Origin of the sequence: Emticicia oligotrophica DSM 17448, assembly GCF_000263195.1 — a bacterium.
GTDB lineage: Bacteria > Bacteroidota > Bacteroidia > Cytophagales > Spirosomataceae > Emticicia > Emticicia oligotrophica.
This window is the reverse complement of sequence record NC_018748.1, coordinates 4,343,481-4,362,267: the sequence shown is the minus strand read 5'-3', so window position 1 is coordinate 4,362,267 and position 18,787 is coordinate 4,343,481. Positions and strand designations below refer to the sequence as shown.

Genomic DNA, 18,787 nt, shown 5'->3' with positions numbered 1-18,787 from the left:
CAGCTATTAATTTTGTATCACATTTTCCAGAAAGCCGAACAAGAGTTTTCAGTAAAATATAGATGAAAGCAATTTCGATTGAAAATATTTCCAAAAAGTACATTCTTAGTCACAAAAAGAAGAAATACCAAAACCTCAAAGAAAGTGTTTCGGGTTTCTTCACTGAGTTATTTACTTCGAAAGAGGAAGAAGAAAGTAAGGAAGTCTTTTGGGCATTAAAAAATGTAAGCTTTGATATTGAACAAGGCGATAGAATTGGAATTGTTGGCTCAAATGGTGCTGGAAAATCAACTCTACTTAAAATTCTTAGTAGAATTACCGAACCAACACATGGTTTAGTGAAGGTTAATGGTAGAATGGCTAGTTTATTGGAAGTAGGAACGGGATTTCACCCAGAATTAACTGGTAGAGAAAATATTTTCTTGAATGGTGCAATTTTGGGCATGAAGCAACATGAAATTCGTGCTCAATTTGATGAAATTGTCAATTTTGCTGGAATCGAAAAGTTTCTTGATACCCCTGTAAAACGTTATTCTTCAGGTATGTATGTACGTTTGGGCTTTGCTATTGCGGCTCATCTCGAACCAGAAATTCTTATTGTTGATGAAGTTTTAGCGGTAGGTGATTCTGAATTTCAAAAGAAGTGCTTGGGAAAAATGAAAGATGTTTCGAGCAGTGGCAGAACCATTCTTTTTGTTAGCCATAATTCAACAGCCATTCAGGGATTATGCAATAAAGCAGCCTTTTTACAAAAAGGTAGCTTAGTTAAATACGGGGAAGTTGGCGAAGTTTTACATGATTATATGACAAGTATTTCTAAGTTTCAACTTCAACAAAATTGGGATTCTCCAGAAAATGCTCCGGGAAACGACCAAGTAAGAATAAAAAATATTGAAGTAGTGCCAGAATATATCTCTGGAAGTAAAAATATTGATGTTCGTACTCCGTTGAAAATAAATATTGAGTTTTGGAATATGCTCGATTCTGCTCATTTAAACCTTAGTATGTTTTTATATAGTATGACAGGCGAATGTGTTTTCAATGTTGGAAGTCAAGCAAAAACTTTCTCAAAAGGTTTAATTAAAGGAACGCTAGAAATTCCTGCAAACTTTTTAAATGATGGCTCTTATTACATTTCAGCCATGATTGTAAAAGATACTTCAGACCCAATCTTTTTTATGGAAGATGCAATTAGCTTTGATGTTGCAGATTGGAGAGAAGGCACTAATTGGTATGGCAAATGGCCTGGGGCCGTTAGACCAATCAATATACCTGTTCATACTTGGAAAATGGATGGACTTGTATAGTTAAATTAAAAAATTTAGTTCAATTTAATTTCATGCTCTTTTTGGGCTCATTAAAGTGATAATAAACGTAACAAAATCGTTTTTACCCCCAATAGAAGAATACCAAGAGATTATCAAAGGTATTTGGGAAAATACTTGGCTTACGAATAATGGCCCTTTAGTTAGGGAATTAGAAAATAAGCTAAAAGATTATTTAAACGTTGAAAATTTGTTGTTTGTCGGCAATGGAACCATTGCGATACAAATTGCTTTGAAAGCACTTGAACTTTCTGGTGAAATTATCACAACACCATTTTCTTACTGTGCTACCACCACCTCTATTCTTTGGGAAAATCTTCAACCAAAATTCGTTGATATTGAACCAAATACATATAACATAAATGCCAATTTAATCGAAGCTGCTATTACTGAGAAAACAAGTGGTATTTTGGCTACGCACGTTTATGGCAGACCTTGTGATGTTGAAAAAATTGAAAAAATTGCCCAAAAATATAACCTTAAAGTAATCTACGACGGTGCACATGGTTTTGGTGCTACCTACAAAGGCAAATCAGTTCTTTCATTTGGAGATATTACTACTTGTAGTTTCCATGCTACTAAAGTTTTTCACACCATCGAAGGTGGCTCAATTATTTGCAATAATGAGGATTTACTTAAAAAATTAGCCTTTTATAGAAGTTTTGGGCATAAGAATGATGATTATTACATGATGGGAATCAATGGTAAAAACTCAGAGTTTCATGCCGCAATGGGTCTTTGTAACTTACCAAAGGTAGCCGATATCATCAATAATAGAAGAATCATTTCGGAGAAATATGACTCATTATTGAACTGGAGTAAATTGAGTCGCCCATCAAACAATATTGAAGGATTTACGTATAACTATGCTTATTACCCAGTAATTTTAGAATCGGAAGAAAAATTGCTTCAAGTGACTGCGGCTTTGAAGGAACAAGAAATTATACCAAGAAGATATTTTTATCCTTCACTTAATCAACTCCCTTATTTGGACTTTTATAATCCTTGTCCAGTTTCGGAAAATATTGCATTAAGAGCCTTATCTTTACCTCTTTATTATGATTTAGCATTAACTGATGTTGAGCGAATTACACAAATCATCAATAGTAATCTTTAATCAAAACTTAAATCTTGGGTCATTTGGTAACAGTCTCTATCATAATTGTCAATTATCGTACACCTGAATTAATTGTTGAATGTATCAAAACAATCAAACAATTTACTTCAAAAGTAAGCTACGAAATAATTATTGTAGATAATGCCTCAAAAGGCGATGATGAAGGTTACGTCAAGTCATATTTTCCTAAAATCACTTGGTTATCAACTGGTTATAATGCAGGATTCGCAAGAGCCAATAACGCTGGAATGAGAATAGCTAAAGGTAAATACTTATTGCTATTAAATTCAGACACAAAACTTTACCAACCAGTCATTGATATTTGCGTAGAAAATTTAGAAAAAAGACCGGATGCAATTGCTGGTGGAGCTAATCAAGTTTATCCCGATCTAACTCCAAGGACATTTTATCATACATTTACTTTTAGAAAAGACTTTTGGATTGTCCCGCCAAAATTTAGAAATCAGTTAGACCGATTTTTCAAACAAAAGCAATATCAAGACCCCGAACAAGTAGATTACATTGCCGCGGCATTTTTGATGGTCAGGAAAGAAGGTTTTGAAAAAACTGGTGGATTGGATGAAGAATTTTTCTTGTACGGTGAAGATGTTGAATGGGGCTATAGATTAAGTAAATTAGGTAAATTATTGGTTTTTAATGATTGCAATATCATTCATGAAGAATGGGGAAGCAAACCAGAAAGATACAAAGAGGCCGAAAATTACACCTATTTTAATAGATTTGACCATCAAATCCAGCTTTCAAATTTAGTCTGGATTAGAAAACAATTTGGTGCGTTTCAATATTTTTTACTGATGCTGCATTATTGGCTATGGGTTCCGACTTTTTACCTAATGAAAATAGTTTCAAATTGTATCCATTTAAAAAATCCATTTTCCGAACTTGAAAATCAGAAGAAATTTGCCAAAATGATAGGTATATTTTCAAACTATTTCTGGAATATCATCTTAAAAAAGCCCACTTTCTATAAATTATCTAAATAATTTAGACCCAATTGATTCAGTAAATGAGTAAAAAATTAGTTTTATTTATTACACCTACTGGTGGCCGCACTGGCTCAGAAATGCTTCTTTGGTATTTATTGAAGCATCTTTCTGGTAAAATAAAATCAGCCATTTATACTCGTCTGAACGGAGAATTATTTGCTACACAATCAACTGCTGACCAAACATTTATAAATAATAATAGGCGAAGCTTTATTTACCAAATTTACGAAGGCATCTACCATAAAATATTTAAGATTACGCCTGAGGAAAAGAAAGTTTTGGATATTCAAAAGAAAATCAAAGCTGATAGATGGTATTTAAACACAATAACAATGCCTCAATTTGCACGTTTAGCTCAAAAGGTGGGTGTACCCTATGATTTACATGTGCATGAATTGGTAAGCATTTACGATGAAATTAGATTCGATGATTTCAAATTTCAGCTTGATAATGCCGCTCGAATTATTTGCTGTTCATCAATAGTCGAAAGAAGAATCAGTGAAATGGGTTATTCAAATACCCTCCTACTTCATTCGTTTATTGATACGCAAACCATTTCAATCAAGCAGTCTGCTTTATCAATCCGTGATAAAATTGGTATTCCTTCCGATGCATTTGTTTGGGTAATGTCTGGCTCGATGAATCTAAGAAAAGGTTATGATACCATTTGCGATTTATTTCAGTATTTACCTCAAAATACTTATATTGTGTGGTTAGGAAGTGTAAAACAAACAGGTGTGTTGCATTATATTCGTCAGCGAACTAAGATTGAAAAACTTAATTTCATCGAAATTGGAGAAAAATCGGCTGAATATTATGATTATCTCAATATTTCAGATGGTTTTGTTTTAACCGCCAAAGAAGACCCCTTCCCTCTTGTAATGATTGAAGCAGCTTACCTCGAAAAACCAATTGTTGGTTATAATTCGGGTGGAATTGCTGAATTTATTCAAAATGGAATGGGCTTATGTGTCGATAGTTTTAACCCAAAAGATTTAGGAGACGCAATGGCACAAATTCAAGAGAAAAAATTAAACATTGATAATAACACCCTTAGAAATCGAGCCTTAGATTTTGACATTCAAAATCAGATTTCTAAATGGGATAACTTATTTGATTTATAATGAATAACTACCAGGCAATTTTAGCAGAATTAGAAGAAGCAAGTAAAGTTCTTAATAACTTCATTAATTCTGAAGAGAACATTAAAAACATCGAAAAAGTAGCAGATTTGATGGCAAATGCTATCAAAAATGGCAAAAAAATCATCTCTTGTGGAAATGGTGGTTCTCATTGTGATGCCATGCATTTTGCTGAAGAGCTTTCCGGAAGATATCGTGATAATAGAAAATCATTGGCTGCTATCGCTATTTCCGACCCAAGTCATATTTCTTGCGTTGGGAATGATTATGGTTTTGACTATATTTTTTCAAGATTTATTGAGGGTTTAGGAAATGAAGGTGATGTATTATTAGGAATCAGCACCAGTGGAAATTCTAAAAATATTATCAATGCTGTTGAAGCTGCCCGTGAAAAAGGGATGAATGTTGTTATTTTCTCTGGAAAAGATGGCGGCAAATTAGCGGATAAAGCTGATGTAGAAATCAGAGTTCCACATTTTGGATATGCCGACCGTATTCAAGAAATCCACATCAAGGTTATTCATATTCTAATTATGCTCATTGAAAAGAAAGTCTTAAATTCTTAAATTGATGAATATTCTCTTCGTAAGTCATGATGCTAACCGTGCGGGTGCTCAGCTATTTTTGTTGAATATCATGAAATATTTGAAATCCAAAGGTATCAATATGCAATTATTGCTACTTGATGGAGGTGTTTTAGAGAATGAATTTTCAAAAATATGTCCTATTCACTATTGGAATGATGATGCACATATTTCGAATGGATTAAAAAGAACTTTTAGGAAATTTGTCAAAGGAAATGAACAAAATCAAATAGAACTGCTGCTTGAAAAACTTCAACAAAGCTCATTTGATTATATTTATGCCAATACCATTGCAACTTCCCATGCACTACCACTAATTAAAAAGTATTTATCAGCACCACTGATTACGCATATTCATGAATTAGAATTTTCAATTCAATTATATTCAAATAAATCTGATCGCGAATTTCTGTTCAAAAATTCAACTAAAATAATTGCTTGTTCGAGAGCTGTTGCCGAGAATTTAATTACCGTACATGGAGTTGATGAAAATAAAACCTCAATTATTCATTCTTTTGTTGATAATGAAAAGATTTTACATCGTCTTTCAGAAGCTAACAAAGAATCAATCAAAATTAAATACAATTTACCCGAAAATTGTCATTTAATTGGTGGCTGTGGAAATGCCGAATGGAGGAAAGGTATAGATATTTTCATTCAAGTTATTAATCAAATTTTAAATACTTCTAACGAAAAGTATCATTTCATTTGGATTGGCGTAAAAAAAGAAGGCGAATATTATGAACAAGTTTCGTATGATATAGCTAAAATGGGAATTGGAGATAAAATTACACTTATTGAGCAAACACCCGATGCCATCGAATTAATTAATTGTTTGGATATTTTTACTATTGTTTCAAGAGAAGACCCTTTTCCATTAGTGATGCTCGAAGCTGCTTTGGCTCAAAAAACAATGATTGGATTTGAAAAAACAGGTGGTTGTAGTGAATTTATTGAGGAAGATGCTGGTATAATTGTACCATATTTGAATACAATCGCTATGGCATCGAGCATAATTAAACTCAATAATAATCAGATTTATGCAAAGCACCTTGGAGAAAAAGCTAAGGAAAAAGTTTTGAATTTATACAGTTTTGAAAACTCAGTTTTAAAAATAGAACAACTTTTGGCTTCTATATAATTGAAAATATATAGCAATTTATTTTGCTTAAATAATATGACGCTTGTTTTTACACTTTGTTCGGTAAATTATTTAGCCCAAGCACATACACTTGGTGATTCACTTCATGCTTTAAACCCAGAATTTGAGTATATCATTGGGTTGGTAGATAAACTCGACACTAAAGATATAGAAGTTTCAAAATTACCGGCCTATCAATTATTGGAAGTGGATAAAATTAACATTCCAGATTTTGCGGGTATGTGCGAACGCTATGATATTACTGAATTAAATACCGCTGTAAAACCTTATTATTTTGATTATTTCTTAAAAAATCGACCTGAAATAAGTAATATTATTTATTTTGACCCCGATATTATTGTATTCGATAAACTTACTCATTTAGAACAAAATCTTCAAAAATACAACATCATTGTAACACCGCATATTACTACCCCATACAACGATGACAAATGGCAAAATGAAGAAGATGTTGTGAATACGGGGGTTTTTAATTTTGGATTTGTTGCCATCAACCGTTCATCTGAAGCACAAAAAATGATTGATTGGTGGTGCGATAAATTAGCTAAAGAATGTGTGATTAATTTATGTGAAGGGCTTTTTGTTGACCAACATTGGGCGGAGTTTTTTCCTGCATACTTTAATAATGTACTGATTGATAAACACTTAGGCTATAATGTTGCTTATTGGAATCTTCATGAAAGGCACTGTACTTCAAAAGATGGAAATTGGTACATTAATCAAACGATTCCTCTACAGTTTTTTCATTACAGTGGGTATCTGATAGCCAAACCAGAAGAGGTTTCGAAATATCAAAATAGAATCAACTTTACTGAAAGACCAGATATTATTCCTTTATTCGATTTATATAGAGAGCGATTGCTTAAGAATAACGAGCTTTATTGGAAAAACTTCAAATGCGATTATGTGAAGCCAAAGAAAGTACAACGTTTGGTGCGAGTGAGAAAATATCTAAAAATTCCTTTAGAAAAGCTAGCATTAATGTTTGATTAATCAAAAAATGAAAAAATTCATTGCACTTTGGAAACATCGTTACCAAAAATATTCTCATATACTAAAGGTAAACATTCATTTTATAATAGATTTTCTTTGGTTCAAGGTTCAAAAACTTTACCATAGAAAACCATTTGTAGCAATTGCGTTAACTCAACAATTTGGAGATATCGTTGCAGGAGAACCACTTTCTCGTCAAGTCAGAAAAAAGCATCCAAATTCAACAATCATTTGGTTTGTTCGTCCAGCTTTTAAAGAACTCGTTCAAAACAACCCCAATATTGATATTATTTTTGAAGATATTTGTGCCAATCATCGAAAAAAAATATTGGGAGCAAATATTTTTGATACTGTTTATAATCTCCAATTTAGAAATAATAGTCACTGCGAAATCTGTAATGTTTTTGTTGATAATGAAGTGGCTGATAAAAAAGGAATAACCATTGAAAATTATTATTTTCATGGAAATTTGCTGGAAGTCCAACAAAAAATTGCAGGCATTGAATTAATTGATGAAACACCAATTTTGTACTTTTCAAATTCGGAAGTTCAAAAAATTGATTCGTTGAATTTACCCACTAAATTTATTGTAATTCATTGTCAGTCTGCACAAAATAGTAGAAATTGGGATGCGTCAAAATGGCAACAACTCATTAATCAACTAATTGAACAATACGATATAGCTATTGTTGAAATAGGATTATCAAGCGAATTGGCAATTCATTCAAAAAACTATATCAATCTTTGTGGAAAATTAAGTCTTTTAGAAACTGCCGAGGTAATCAAAAGAGCAAGATTATACATTGGCATTGATAGTGGGCCAGCCCACTTGGCCAATGCGGTTGGCACTTACGGCATAATTATGCTTGGAAAACTTGCTAATTTTGTCAACCATATTCCCTACTCAGGAGGCTATAAATCAGGTAAAACCGCAACGATTATTAGAAATACAAATGGACCAAGCTCTGAAATTGAAATTTCAGAAGTTTTAGAGGTTATCAAATCAAAAGAACTAATTTAAGTAATGAATATTTTTACAATTTGCCATATTAATCAATTAGCAAATGCTTGTATTTTGGGTGATTCTTTGAAGAAAACTAATCCAAATGCTACTTTTTCTATTGGATTGGTTGATGAAATTTCACAAATTAATGAAACATTCAAAACCATATTTGAGATTATTCCAGTTCAGGAATTAGGCATTGAAGGTTTCAACGAAATGTCTCATCGCTATACGCATGAGGAGTTGTTGGCCAATTGCAAACCATTTTTTGCGGAATATTTCCTAAAAAAATCTGAAACTTTATTATATATAGATTGTACATCCTTGGTTTTCCAATCATTACAATTTATTGAAGATATTCTGCAAACATCTAATATTTTGATTACACCGCAATTATTATTTGCCAACAAGCATCCAGATGAGAAACAAATCCTAAACTCAGGTATTTATCATTCAGGTTTTATCGGATTGAAAAATACTGAAGAAACTTTTCGATTCTTATCTTGGTGGGGCAATAATACTCGTAAAAAAGGATTTATCAATTTATGTAAAGGCATGAACGCCGACCAACTTTGGTTGGAACATGTGCCTGCAATGTTTGAAGAAGTGTTTATTCTAAAAAATGAGGGAGTAAATGTTGGGTATTGGAATCTACCTGAACGAAATCTTGAAATTTTAAAAAAGGAGCAAAATTTAATTTCTTTGAATTACAAAAAAATGGAGTTTTCAAAGGAATATGATACAGAACTTAACAATTATTCTTATAAAAAATTATTGAAGTTTCAACCAGCTTTTGGAATTAATGACCCAAACAAGCCAACTTTAGGTAAAACAATTGCTCGGAAAATTCGTTTAATCAATAATCAAGTTGATACACTCATTGATAAAATACTAGGTTAAGTAAATAAATTTCTACTCAAAGTAATTAAGTCTAAGCAATAAATAAATTTTTGCTGTAAATTTGCAAAAAAAGCTAACAACAATATGACTTATTCAGTTGAAAAAACCGAACATTACGCACTTATTCAAATAGAAGAAAATAAATTCGATAAATCAATCACTGCTGAGGTAGAAAAACAAATTGTTGTACTTTACCGTGAAGGTTTTATGAATATGATTCTTGATTTTTCAAAGGTTTTGGAAATTGATGAATCAGGTCTTTCGCTTCTTAGAAAAGCAACCAAAGTTTGCCGCAGTGAGCATGGTCTATTTATTGTTTGTACAAAAGATGATGATATCCTTGACTTAATTGATGGTGAAAAAATACCAGAAATCGTACTTCTTCCAACGGTTGATGAAGGAATTGATGCAGTTTTCATGAATGATTTAGAAAATGATTTTCGTGAAGAAGAAGATGATGAGTTTGATTTGGGTGAAGAAAACGGATTTACAGAAGGTAAATTTTAATGCTATTTATTGAACCACTGGATATGTGTTATTCAGTGGTTTTTTGCACAAACTATTTATGAATTTTGAATTTTTAGTATTAGGTACTGGCTCAGCGACTCCTGTTGTAAATCGTCATCCCTCTGCATTTCTTCTCTCTATTGAAAACGAATCATTTTTGATTGATTGCGGCGAGGGAACTCAGTATCGGTTACTTGAAAATAAAATTAAAAGTTCAAGGATAAGACATATTTTTATCAGCCACCTTCATGGCGACCATTACTTTGGATTAATTGGCTTACTTTCAAGTTGGAATCTCAATCAACGTAAAGAAGAATTAACCATATTTGCTCCTCGTGGGCTTGACGAAATTTTAACTACCCAATTCAAATATTCAGATACTCGACTGCATTTTAAAATAATTTTTGTTGAAACTAATACTGAATCAATAAATCAAATTTTAGATACTAATCTAGTTACCGTAGAAACAATTCCACTTCAACACCGCATTCCTTGCTGTGGATTTTTATTTCGTTCAAAAGCATCTAAACGCAAAATAGTTGCAGATAAATTACCTTCAAATTTTCCTATCCCATACATGAAAATGCTAAAAGATGGATTAGATATTTTTGACGAACTTACTGGGGTTACGTATAAAAATAAAGATTTTACAGTTCCCGGTGGACAAAGCAAATCATTCGCTTATTGTTCAGATACTGCATTTAACGAATTGAAAGTCAACCAAATACAAGGTATTGATACAATCTATCACGAAGCTACATTTACTGAATCTGAGGCGAAAAGAGCCGAACAAACAAATCATTCAACCGCCAAACAAGCCGCAAAAATCGCTCAAATGTCAAATGCTAAACAGTTGATTATTGGGCATTATTCTTCACGTTACAAAACCCTCGAGACCCACCTTGAGGAAGCAAAATCAGTTTTCGCAAATACATTATTGGCCGAAGAAAACACCACTTATAAGGTATAATTTTTCTTTTTAAAGTATTTATTGTACTTATTTAATAAGTTTCAAAAATAATTACCCATATAGTCTATAATTATTATAGATTTAATATATATTTGCCCAAGTAAAATTGAATTGATATATGCAAAGCTTCCGAACTGAGTTAGAAAACCCATTAGTCGAAAAAGACATCATTGATTTAGAGCGTAAAATCAGATTATTCCGTGAAGGAAAAATTCATGAGGAAAAGTTTCGTAGTCTGAGATTAGCACGCGGAGTATATGGGCAACGCCAACAAGGAGTACAAATGGTCAGAATCAAATTACCTTACGGTAAAATGACCCTGAAACAATGGAATAGAATTGCAGATATTTCAGATGAATACTCGACAGGAAACCTTCATTTTACAACTCGTCAAGATGTACAAATTCACTTTGTGAGTCTTGAAAAAACACCAGAATTATGGGCAAAACTCGAACAAGATAATATCACCCTTCGTGAAGCTTGTGGAAATACGGTAAGAAATATTACTGGTTCACCAACAGCAGGAATTGACCCAAATGAACCTTTTGATATTACCCCCTACGTGCATAGCACATTTGAATACTTTTTACGTAACCCCGTTTGTCAAGAAATGGGCCGTAAATTTAAAATGTCATTCTCAAATACAGATGCTGATACCGCTCTTAGCTACATGCACGATTTAGGATTTATTTCTAAAATTAAAGATGGCAAAAGAGGGTTCAAAATAATGCTTGGTGGAGGTTTAGGAGCACAACCACAATTAGCACATACAGCTTATGAATTTTTAGAAGAAGAAGCTATTATTCCTTTTATTGAGGCAGTACTGCGTGTTTTTGACCGCCACGGAGAAAGAAACTCTCGTCATAAAGCACGTTTAAAATTCTTAATTGCAAAAATTGGTTTTGAAGCCTTCATGCAATTAGTTGAAGAAGAAAAACTTTCATTGAAAGTAAAAACTTACCCAATCAAAACTGAGGAATTTGATAAAAACGACAGTATTTCAGTTTCTTCAGAAATTGCAACAAAAGATTCAGTTGAGTTTAATAATTGGTTCAAAACCAATGCTTTTGCACAAAAGCAGTCGGGTTATTATGGTGTTTTTGTAAGAGTTCCACTTGGAAATATCTCTAGCACAGTTTCACGTAGCCTTTCTGCCAAATTAGCTAATTATATTGCTGATGATGTAAGAGTAACCGTAAACCAAGGCTTATTACTTAGGTTTGTAAAAGCAGAAAACTTAGTGAAAGTCTTCGAAATTTTAAGCGAGCACAACCTAGCTGCACCTGGTGCCAATAGTATAGTCAATATAACAGCCTGTCCTGGTACTGATACCTGCAACTTAGCTATTTCTGATAGTACAAGTATTTCGCTTGAATTAGAAAAAGTGATGAAAGAAGATTTCCCTGAATTGATTGAGGAAAACAAAATGCAAATCAAGATTTCAGGGTGTATGAATGCGTGTGGGCAACATAGCATGGCCAATATTGGGTTTCATGGAAGCTCGTTAAAAGCTGGAGGAAAGGTTTTACCTGCGTTACAAGTATTATTAGGAGGCGGAACTATCGGCAACGGTCAAGGAAGAATTGCTGACAAAGTAATTAAAGTTCCAAGCAAAAGAGGGCCTCAATTACTCCGTACAGTTTTAAACGATTATGAAACCAATGGTCTAGAAGGAGAATACTTCAATGACTATTATGAGCGTCAAGGTGAGAAATATTTCTATAATCTTTTAAAACCATTGGCAGATTTAACTAATCTCATTGACACCGACTTCGTTGATTGGGGTCGAGATGAGATTTTCCAAACTGAAATTGGGGTCGGAGAATGTGCTAGTGTAATCATTGATTTAGTGGCTACTTTATTCTATGAATCAGAAGAAAAAATAGAATGGGCAAAAGAAGCTTTCAATGAAAATCGTTTAGCCGATGCCATTTATTATGCTTATCAATCGCAAGTAAATACTGCAAAAGCCTTATTACTTGACAAGAATATCAATTGTAGTACTCAACACGGTATTATTTCGGAATTTGATAAACATTTTGAAAATGAATTTGGTGGCAATGTAAAAGAACAGATTTTACAAATCAATAAAAATGAACCAACAAAAGATTTTGCCATAGATTTCATTGAAACAGCAGAAGATTTCTTAAAACAAGCAATTTCTGTAAGAGAAACATTAAAATTAGAAATTGCCTAATAAATTAACCTATGAAAAGAATTGCTTTAGCATTAAGTGAAAACATACAAATGAAATTCATTGCCTATGCAATGGTATTTATGAAAGTTTCACTAATTGGAATTTTGGTTTACAGAATTACTTCGGGAATAAATAGCTTTAATTTTAATTTTGATACCGTTCTTGTTTATTACATCGGAGCTGGATTTTTAGCTCAGTTAGTAGATGGTGCCCTTGGAATGGCCTACGGTGCATCTTGTACATCAATGCTTTTGGGTCTGGGTGTTCCACCCGCATACGCCACTGCAAGTGTGCATACTGCTGAAGTATTTACAACTGGAGTTTCGGGGCTTTCACATATCTATTTTGGTAATATTGATAAAAAATTATTTTTCAGAATTGTTATTACTGGTGTGCTAGGAGCTATGTTGGGTGCATACCTTATTTCTGATGTATTTGATGGAAAAATGATAAAGCCCTACATTTCTATTTATATGATTATTCTGGGTAGTATCATTATTTCAAAGGCATTTAAACAAAGACCACCAGAACCCCAAAACAAAAACTTAGGACTTTTAGGACTAATAGGTGGATTTCTTGATTCCGTTGGTGGTGGTGGTTGGGGGCCATTGGTTACTTCAAATTTAATTAGTAAAGGAAATGCCCCGAAAGAAGCAATAGGAACAGTCAATACAGCAGAGTTTTTTGTCTCTTTCTTTAGCACAGGTGTATTTATGCTTTTTATTGATATTCAAGCATGGCAAGCTATTGCCGGACTTATCATTGGTGGTATCTTTGCAGCTCCGCTTGGTGCATTTTTAGTTAGATTATTCAAACCAAAAACAATCATGATTTCAGTAGGAGTATTGGTTGTTTTATTGAATATTTGGAATTTAGCCAAAGCTTGGCTGTGATAAACACTTGAAGAAATTACAAAATGATTGAAATATTAGAAAAATATTCATTACCCGAAGGACTCAGCTTTGTAGCCAATCAATATCCTGGTAAAGTTGTCTTCTCAACTTCTTTTGGACAGGAAGACCAAGTAATTACTGATGCCATTTTCAGAAATGAAATTGGCATTAACATTTTCACCCTTGACACTGGTCGTTTATTTCAAGAAACTTATGAACTAATAGACCGAACTCGTTCGAGATACAAAAAAAATATTGAAGTATTTTACCCAAATACTGAGAAAATTCAAGCACTTGTATCTAACAAAGGAGCTAATAGCTTTTATGAATCTGTCGAAAACCGCAAAGAATGTTGTTTTATCAGAAAAATCGAACCTTTAAAAAGAGCCTTAGCAGGAGCTGAAGTTTGGATTACAGGCCTTCGTGCAGAACAATCTGAGAATAGAAACGATATGAAAATATGGGAATGGGACGAAGGTAACAAGGTTTGGAAATTTAATCCTTTAATACATTGGACGTATGAAGAAGTATTGAAATACATTGCAGAAAACAAAGTCCCTGATAACCCATTGCATAAAAAAGGTTTTGTAAGTATTGGTTGTTTACCTTGTACAAGAGCTATTGAACCACATGAACACCCAAGAGCAGGCCGATGGTGGTGGGAAGAATCAAAAAAAGAGTGCGGCCTACACGCTGGATGATTCTTTCATATTTTATCATTCTATATTTTTGCGTTACATTTACGCACCAACTAATATAAATTAAGCGAATTTTTAGGCCAATTACCCTATTTATTCGTAAATCGTTAATCACTATTCTTTAAATGAGTACTTTTTCAGAAAAAACAACGGTTTATCAAGCAAATGATAGCTCTTTTCCAAGAGAATTGGAAGATGAAGCAATCTATATTTTGCGAGAAGTAGCTTCTCAATTTGAAAAACCAGCTATATTATTCTCAGGTGGAAAAGATTCTATCACAGTTGTTAGGTTAGCACAAAAAGCATTTTATCCTGGGAAAATTCCTTTTGCACTTCTTCATGTAGATACAGGACATAATTTTCCTGAGACAATTGAATACCGTGACTGGCTTGTTGAAAAATTAGGCTTAGAACTTCATGTTCGTTATGTTGAAGATTCAATTAAGCAAGGGAAAGTTAAGGAAGAAACTGGGAAATATGCCAGTAGAAATGCACTTCAAACAGTCACTTTATTAGATGCCATTGAAGAATTCAAATTTGATGCATGTATTGGAGGTGCAAGAAGAGATGAAGAAAAAGCTCGTGCTAAAGAAAGAATTTTTTCGGTAAGAGATGATTTTGGTCAGTGGAATGCAAAAAAACAACGTCCAGAATTATTTGATATGCTTAATGGAAAAATTGAGTTAGGTGAAAATGTAAGGGTATTCCCTATTTCAAATTGGACAGAACTCGATGTTTGGAATTATATTAAGGAAGAAAAGCTTAAAATTCCTTCTATTTATTTTACTCATGAACGTGCAGTATTTGAGCGTGATGGAATGATTTGGGCAGATTCAGAATTTATTAACAAATCAGAAGATGAAGTGCCTTATCAATCAAAAGTGAGATTCCGCACTGTTGGAGATATGACATGTACTGCGGCCGTTGAATCTACGGCAGATAATATTGATGATGTAATTTCAGAAATTCTATCAGCACAGATTTCCGAAAGAGGAGCAAGAATTGACGATAAACGCTCGGAAGCTGCTATGGAAAAACGTAAACAAGCTGGGTATTTTTAATATTCTTCACAGTATTTACGTTTACATTTATCAAACAAAATTTCAGTCAAATCTTTTAAAAAGATTTAATTTTTCTCTTTAGGCTTCAATAATTATGGACATATTAAGAATAGCTACGGCTGGCTCGGTAGATGATGGTAAAAGTACTCTAATCGGCCGCTTGTTATATGAAACAAATTCAATCACAAAAGATAAAATCGAAGCACTTGAATCGGCCTCAAAGCGAAAAGGCCTTGATTTCTTAGATTTATCACTATTGACAGATGGCTTAATTGCAGAGCGTGAACAAGGTATCACGATTGATGTGGCTCACATTTACTTCAGCACGCCCAACAGAAAATACATCATTGCTGATACGCCAGGACACTTTGAGTACACGCGAAACATGGTAACTGGTGCATCAAATACCTCAGTATCAATTATTTTGATTGATGCACGAAATGGTGTTGTGGAACAAACCAAACGCCATTTTTACATATCCTCAATGCTTCGAATTAAGAATATCATTGTGGCTGTAAATAAAATGGATTTGGTTGGCTATAGTCAAGAAAGATTTGAATCAATTAAATCTGAACTTTTAGCTATTGCCGAACAAGTAAGTTTTGAAGGACAAACCTTGAAATTTATTCCAATTTCTTCACTTTATGGAGAAAATTTAGTTCGAAAATCTACTGAAACTCCTTGGTACGAAGGCGAGCCACTTTTAGAAACACTCGAACATTACGGAACACAGAATGCTGAACTAAGCACAAAACAAGCTCGGTTCCCTGTTCAACATGTAGTTCGACCAAAAACAGAAGAATTCCATGATTATAGAGGTTATGCTGGTAAAATTGCCAGTGGAAGCTTTTATATAGGTGATTTAGTAGAAGCTCTTCCGAGTGGCCAAATCAGTAAAATCAAAACTATTGAGAAATTTGGTGTCGAACTGGAAGTTGGAAAATCAAAAGAATCAGTGGTAATTACTCTTGAAGACAATATTGATGTAAGTCGAGGAAATATGCTGGTTAAAGTTGGTGAACAACCAGAATCTAGAAAAGAAATTGATGCAAAAATTTGCTGGTTAGATAGCCAAATGCTTACAGTTGGTAAAACTTACTTGCTTCAACACGGAATCAATAGAGTTAAAGCAAAAGTTACTAAAATTAATTCAGTAATTGATATTAAAAATATGTCATTGAGCAATACTGCACCGGCAGATGGAGGCTTAAAACTCAACGAAATTGGTTGGATTAGTGTAAAGACAGCAAGCCCAGTTTTTGCTGATAAATATGAAGACAATCCAGCAAACGGTTCTTTCATTTTAATTGACGAAAGTAGTAATGGAACGGTTGGAGTTGGATTTGTCGAATAAAAAAACTATTTTTAAAACCATATTCATCAACCAAACTATCATTCTATTAGTTTAGGTTAGATAAAAATTAGACGGCTAATTGGCTGTCTTTTTTTTTCTCCAAATCCTTTTAGTTAGTAATTTTAAAACTAATAAAACGCTTAGTAGGAGTTATTATCGTTCGAAAATGCAGACACCATGGCTTTTAAGTAGATCCAAACATAAATTTCCTCCAGTATAACGCCCATTTAGGGCAAATTCTGCTCATTTAATTGAAAATTTACTTCCATTTAATAAGAAACTCTAACGATTATCAGTATTACTTATTTGCTCCTTTGGCAAAACAATATAGTCTTCAACAATTGTTGCTTCTTCCTCACGTTCAGATTTCTGCATGTAAAAAGATTTAGCACGCTTAAACCATCCTTTATTTACATTGGCATCTTTTCTTGAACGATAATATCTTAATCGATACTCTACATAAGGATTGACAATATCTTCAGGGTATTCAAACGAGTTGGCAACTTTAACATCACTTAGCGTAAGTACGCCATTCTCAGGAACACCAATTATTTTTTCAAAAGCCATGATGTTTCTATTTTCTTTACCTTCTCCTGCATTAATCAAATGGTCAATTAATACTTCTGCAACCTCCTGACTTTTGAACTGAGGCCCTAAGAATTTATTCCAGTAGTAATGCTTATGAATGTAAAGAGCCTCTTCTTTTGTAAACATTTTATTGCCCCAAATAGGCTTATGTATACCATATCCACTGCCTTCAAATTTGAGTAACTTAGGAGCATATTTACTGAAAGACGCCGCCTGATTGACATAAACTACGCAAATTGTTGATAAAAAGCTAATAGCAAATAAGCTTAAAATTATTTTCTTAAGATTCATTTTATAATTATTTACAGTTAATTGTATTAATACAAAAACTGTACCGCTAAATAGTAAAGTAGAAATTTTTGATAGGCAATAAATTAATCAAGTAGAGCTATTTCTTGGTAGGGACACATAAAATGAACAAAAAAATACTATCAACTATTTAACGAAAAAAAATAATTGATAGTATTTAAGGAGTTTCTAAAATCAATTGTTTAACACAACTTCTTCTGCTTCGAATTCGCAATTGTTGATTGGAATTTCAACTTTTTCGAGCATTTTTGGCAGTACTAGATAATTGGCTAGCATATTTCCGGCCTTGTCTCTTATGGCAAAACTCTTTGCTCGACTAAGCCAACCTTTATTTCGACTAGCATTTTTTCTCCCTTTGTAAAAATACAATCGGTAATTTATGTAAGGATTAATAATTTTTTCAGGAGATTTGAATTTATTCGCTGCTTTAATATCATTTAAAGAAAGATATCCGTCTTGTCTAACACCAATGATTGCTTCAAAAGCCTTGATGTGAACGCACTCTTTACCTACGCCTGCATTAATTAATTGGTCAATAAATACTTCTGCAACACCTTGGTCTTTAAACAATGAAGCATTGTATTTATCCCAATAATGTGTTTTGTAGATTAAATAAGCTTGATTTTTTGTAAATGGTTTGCTTCCCCAAATAGGCTGATGGATACCATATCCGTTACCTTCAAATTTGATTAGTTTTGGAAAATATTTATCGAAAGAAGCAGCAAATGAAAATTGAATTGTAAGTAATGTAAGAAGTGTTGTTAATAATTTACTTTTTTGAAAAGTCATATATTAATTTGATGGTGAAGCACAAAGATAAATTTAATTTATTGATTATCAAGCACTTATTCAAATTTTGTTATGCATTTTTTAAATTTTCTTCTTTTAATTATATTATTTCTACTATTGTTTAAAATTCAAGAATCCAGAAAATGTACAATATTAGGATGCATGCCTAATATTGTTATTTTGCCCCA

18 protein-coding genes are annotated in these 18,787 nt (G+C 32.9%); 16 read left to right on the top strand and 2 right to left on the bottom strand.

Going from position 1 to position 18,787, the window contains the following annotated elements; translation table 11 throughout:
* Positions 1-62: 62 nt before the first annotated feature.
* From EMTOL_RS18085 to EMTOL_RS18010, 16 genes are all read left to right on the top strand, one after another.
* Positions 63-1,307: an ABC transporter ATP-binding protein gene (locus EMTOL_RS18085; protein WP_015030768.1), complete on the top strand. Its 1,245-nt coding sequence runs from the start codon at positions 63-65 to the stop codon at positions 1,305-1,307.
* A 58-nt stretch (positions 1,308-1,365) separates the two neighbouring features.
* Positions 1,366-2,442 carry a DegT/DnrJ/EryC1/StrS family aminotransferase gene (locus EMTOL_RS18080; protein ID WP_041694244.1) on the top strand — a complete coding sequence of 359 codons (1,077 nt, stop codon included), beginning with the start codon at positions 1,366-1,368 and terminating at the stop codon, positions 2,440-2,442.
* 14 nt (positions 2,443-2,456) lie between these two features.
* Positions 2,457-3,446, top strand: a complete 990-nt coding sequence (locus EMTOL_RS18075; RefSeq protein ID WP_305953270.1) for a glycosyltransferase family 2 protein — start codon at positions 2,457-2,459, stop codon at positions 3,444-3,446.
* Between the two features lie 23 nt (positions 3,447-3,469).
* Complete coding sequence (locus EMTOL_RS18070) at positions 3,470-4,573, top strand: glycosyltransferase family 4 protein (protein ID WP_015030765.1); 1,104 nt, start codon at positions 3,470-3,472, stop codon at positions 4,571-4,573.
* Positions 4,573-5,157, top strand: coding sequence for a D-sedoheptulose 7-phosphate isomerase (gene lpcA, locus EMTOL_RS18065; protein ID WP_015030764.1), 585 nt, complete (start codon positions 4,573-4,575; stop codon positions 5,155-5,157). The genes EMTOL_RS18070 and lpcA overlap by 1 nt, the downstream gene beginning before the upstream one ends.
* Positions 5,158-5,161: 4 nt before the next feature.
* Positions 5,162-6,316, top strand: a complete 1,155-nt coding sequence (locus EMTOL_RS18060; RefSeq protein WP_015030763.1) for a glycosyltransferase family 4 protein — start codon at positions 5,162-5,164, stop codon at positions 6,314-6,316.
* 36 nt (positions 6,317-6,352) lie between these two features.
* A complete protein-coding gene (locus EMTOL_RS18055) occupies positions 6,353-7,330 on the top strand; it encodes a glycosyltransferase (protein ID WP_015030762.1) in 978 nt (325 codons plus the stop codon).
* 7 nt (positions 7,331-7,337) lie between these two features.
* Complete coding sequence (locus EMTOL_RS18050; protein ID WP_015030761.1) at positions 7,338-8,351, top strand: glycosyltransferase family 9 protein; 1,014 nt, start codon at positions 7,338-7,340, stop codon at positions 8,349-8,351.
* 3 nt (positions 8,352-8,354) lie between these two features.
* On the top strand, positions 8,355-9,233 hold the full coding sequence (locus EMTOL_RS18045) for a hypothetical protein (protein WP_015030760.1): 879 nt from the start codon (positions 8,355-8,357) through the stop codon (positions 9,231-9,233).
* A gap of 84 nt (positions 9,234-9,317) precedes the next feature.
* Entirely contained in the window at positions 9,318-9,740 is a 423-nt protein-coding gene (locus EMTOL_RS18040; protein ID WP_015030759.1) for an STAS domain-containing protein, read from the top strand.
* Positions 9,741-9,798: 58 nt separating this feature from the next.
* Positions 9,799-10,710: a ribonuclease Z gene (locus EMTOL_RS18035; RefSeq protein WP_015030758.1), complete on the top strand. Its 912-nt coding sequence runs from the start codon at positions 9,799-9,801 to the stop codon at positions 10,708-10,710.
* Between the two features lie 118 nt (positions 10,711-10,828).
* Positions 10,829-12,907: a ferredoxin-like domain-containing protein gene (locus tag EMTOL_RS18030; protein ID WP_015030757.1), complete on the top strand. Its 2,079-nt coding sequence runs from the start codon at positions 10,829-10,831 to the stop codon at positions 12,905-12,907.
* 11 nt (positions 12,908-12,918) lie between these two features.
* A complete protein-coding gene (locus tag EMTOL_RS18025) occupies positions 12,919-13,800 on the top strand; it encodes a sulfite exporter TauE/SafE family protein (RefSeq protein ID WP_015030756.1) in 882 nt (293 codons plus the stop codon).
* A 23-nt stretch (positions 13,801-13,823) separates the two neighbouring features.
* Positions 13,824-14,501, top strand: coding sequence for a phosphoadenylyl-sulfate reductase (locus EMTOL_RS18020; RefSeq protein WP_015030755.1), 678 nt, complete (start codon positions 13,824-13,826; stop codon positions 14,499-14,501).
* Between the two features lie 122 nt (positions 14,502-14,623).
* Complete coding sequence (gene cysD / locus EMTOL_RS18015; protein WP_015030754.1) at positions 14,624-15,559, top strand: sulfate adenylyltransferase subunit CysD; 936 nt, start codon at positions 14,624-14,626, stop codon at positions 15,557-15,559.
* Positions 15,560-15,653: 94 nt separating this feature from the next.
* Positions 15,654-16,913, top strand: coding sequence for a sulfate adenylyltransferase subunit 1 (locus tag EMTOL_RS18010; protein ID WP_015030753.1), 1,260 nt, complete (start codon positions 15,654-15,656; stop codon positions 16,911-16,913).
* A gap of 282 nt (positions 16,914-17,195) precedes the next feature.
* Here EMTOL_RS18010 and EMTOL_RS18005 read toward each other — a convergent pair whose 3' ends face one another.
* Complete coding sequence (locus EMTOL_RS18005) at positions 17,196-17,792, bottom strand: lysozyme family protein (RefSeq protein ID WP_015030752.1); 597 nt, start codon at positions 17,790-17,792, stop codon at positions 17,196-17,198.
* Between the two features lie 192 nt (positions 17,793-17,984).
* Positions 17,985-18,599 carry a glycosyl hydrolase 108 family protein gene (locus EMTOL_RS18000; protein WP_015030751.1) on the bottom strand — a complete coding sequence of 205 codons (615 nt, stop codon included), beginning with the start codon at positions 18,597-18,599 and terminating at the stop codon, positions 17,985-17,987.
* Positions 18,600-18,787: the final 188 nt, after the last annotated feature.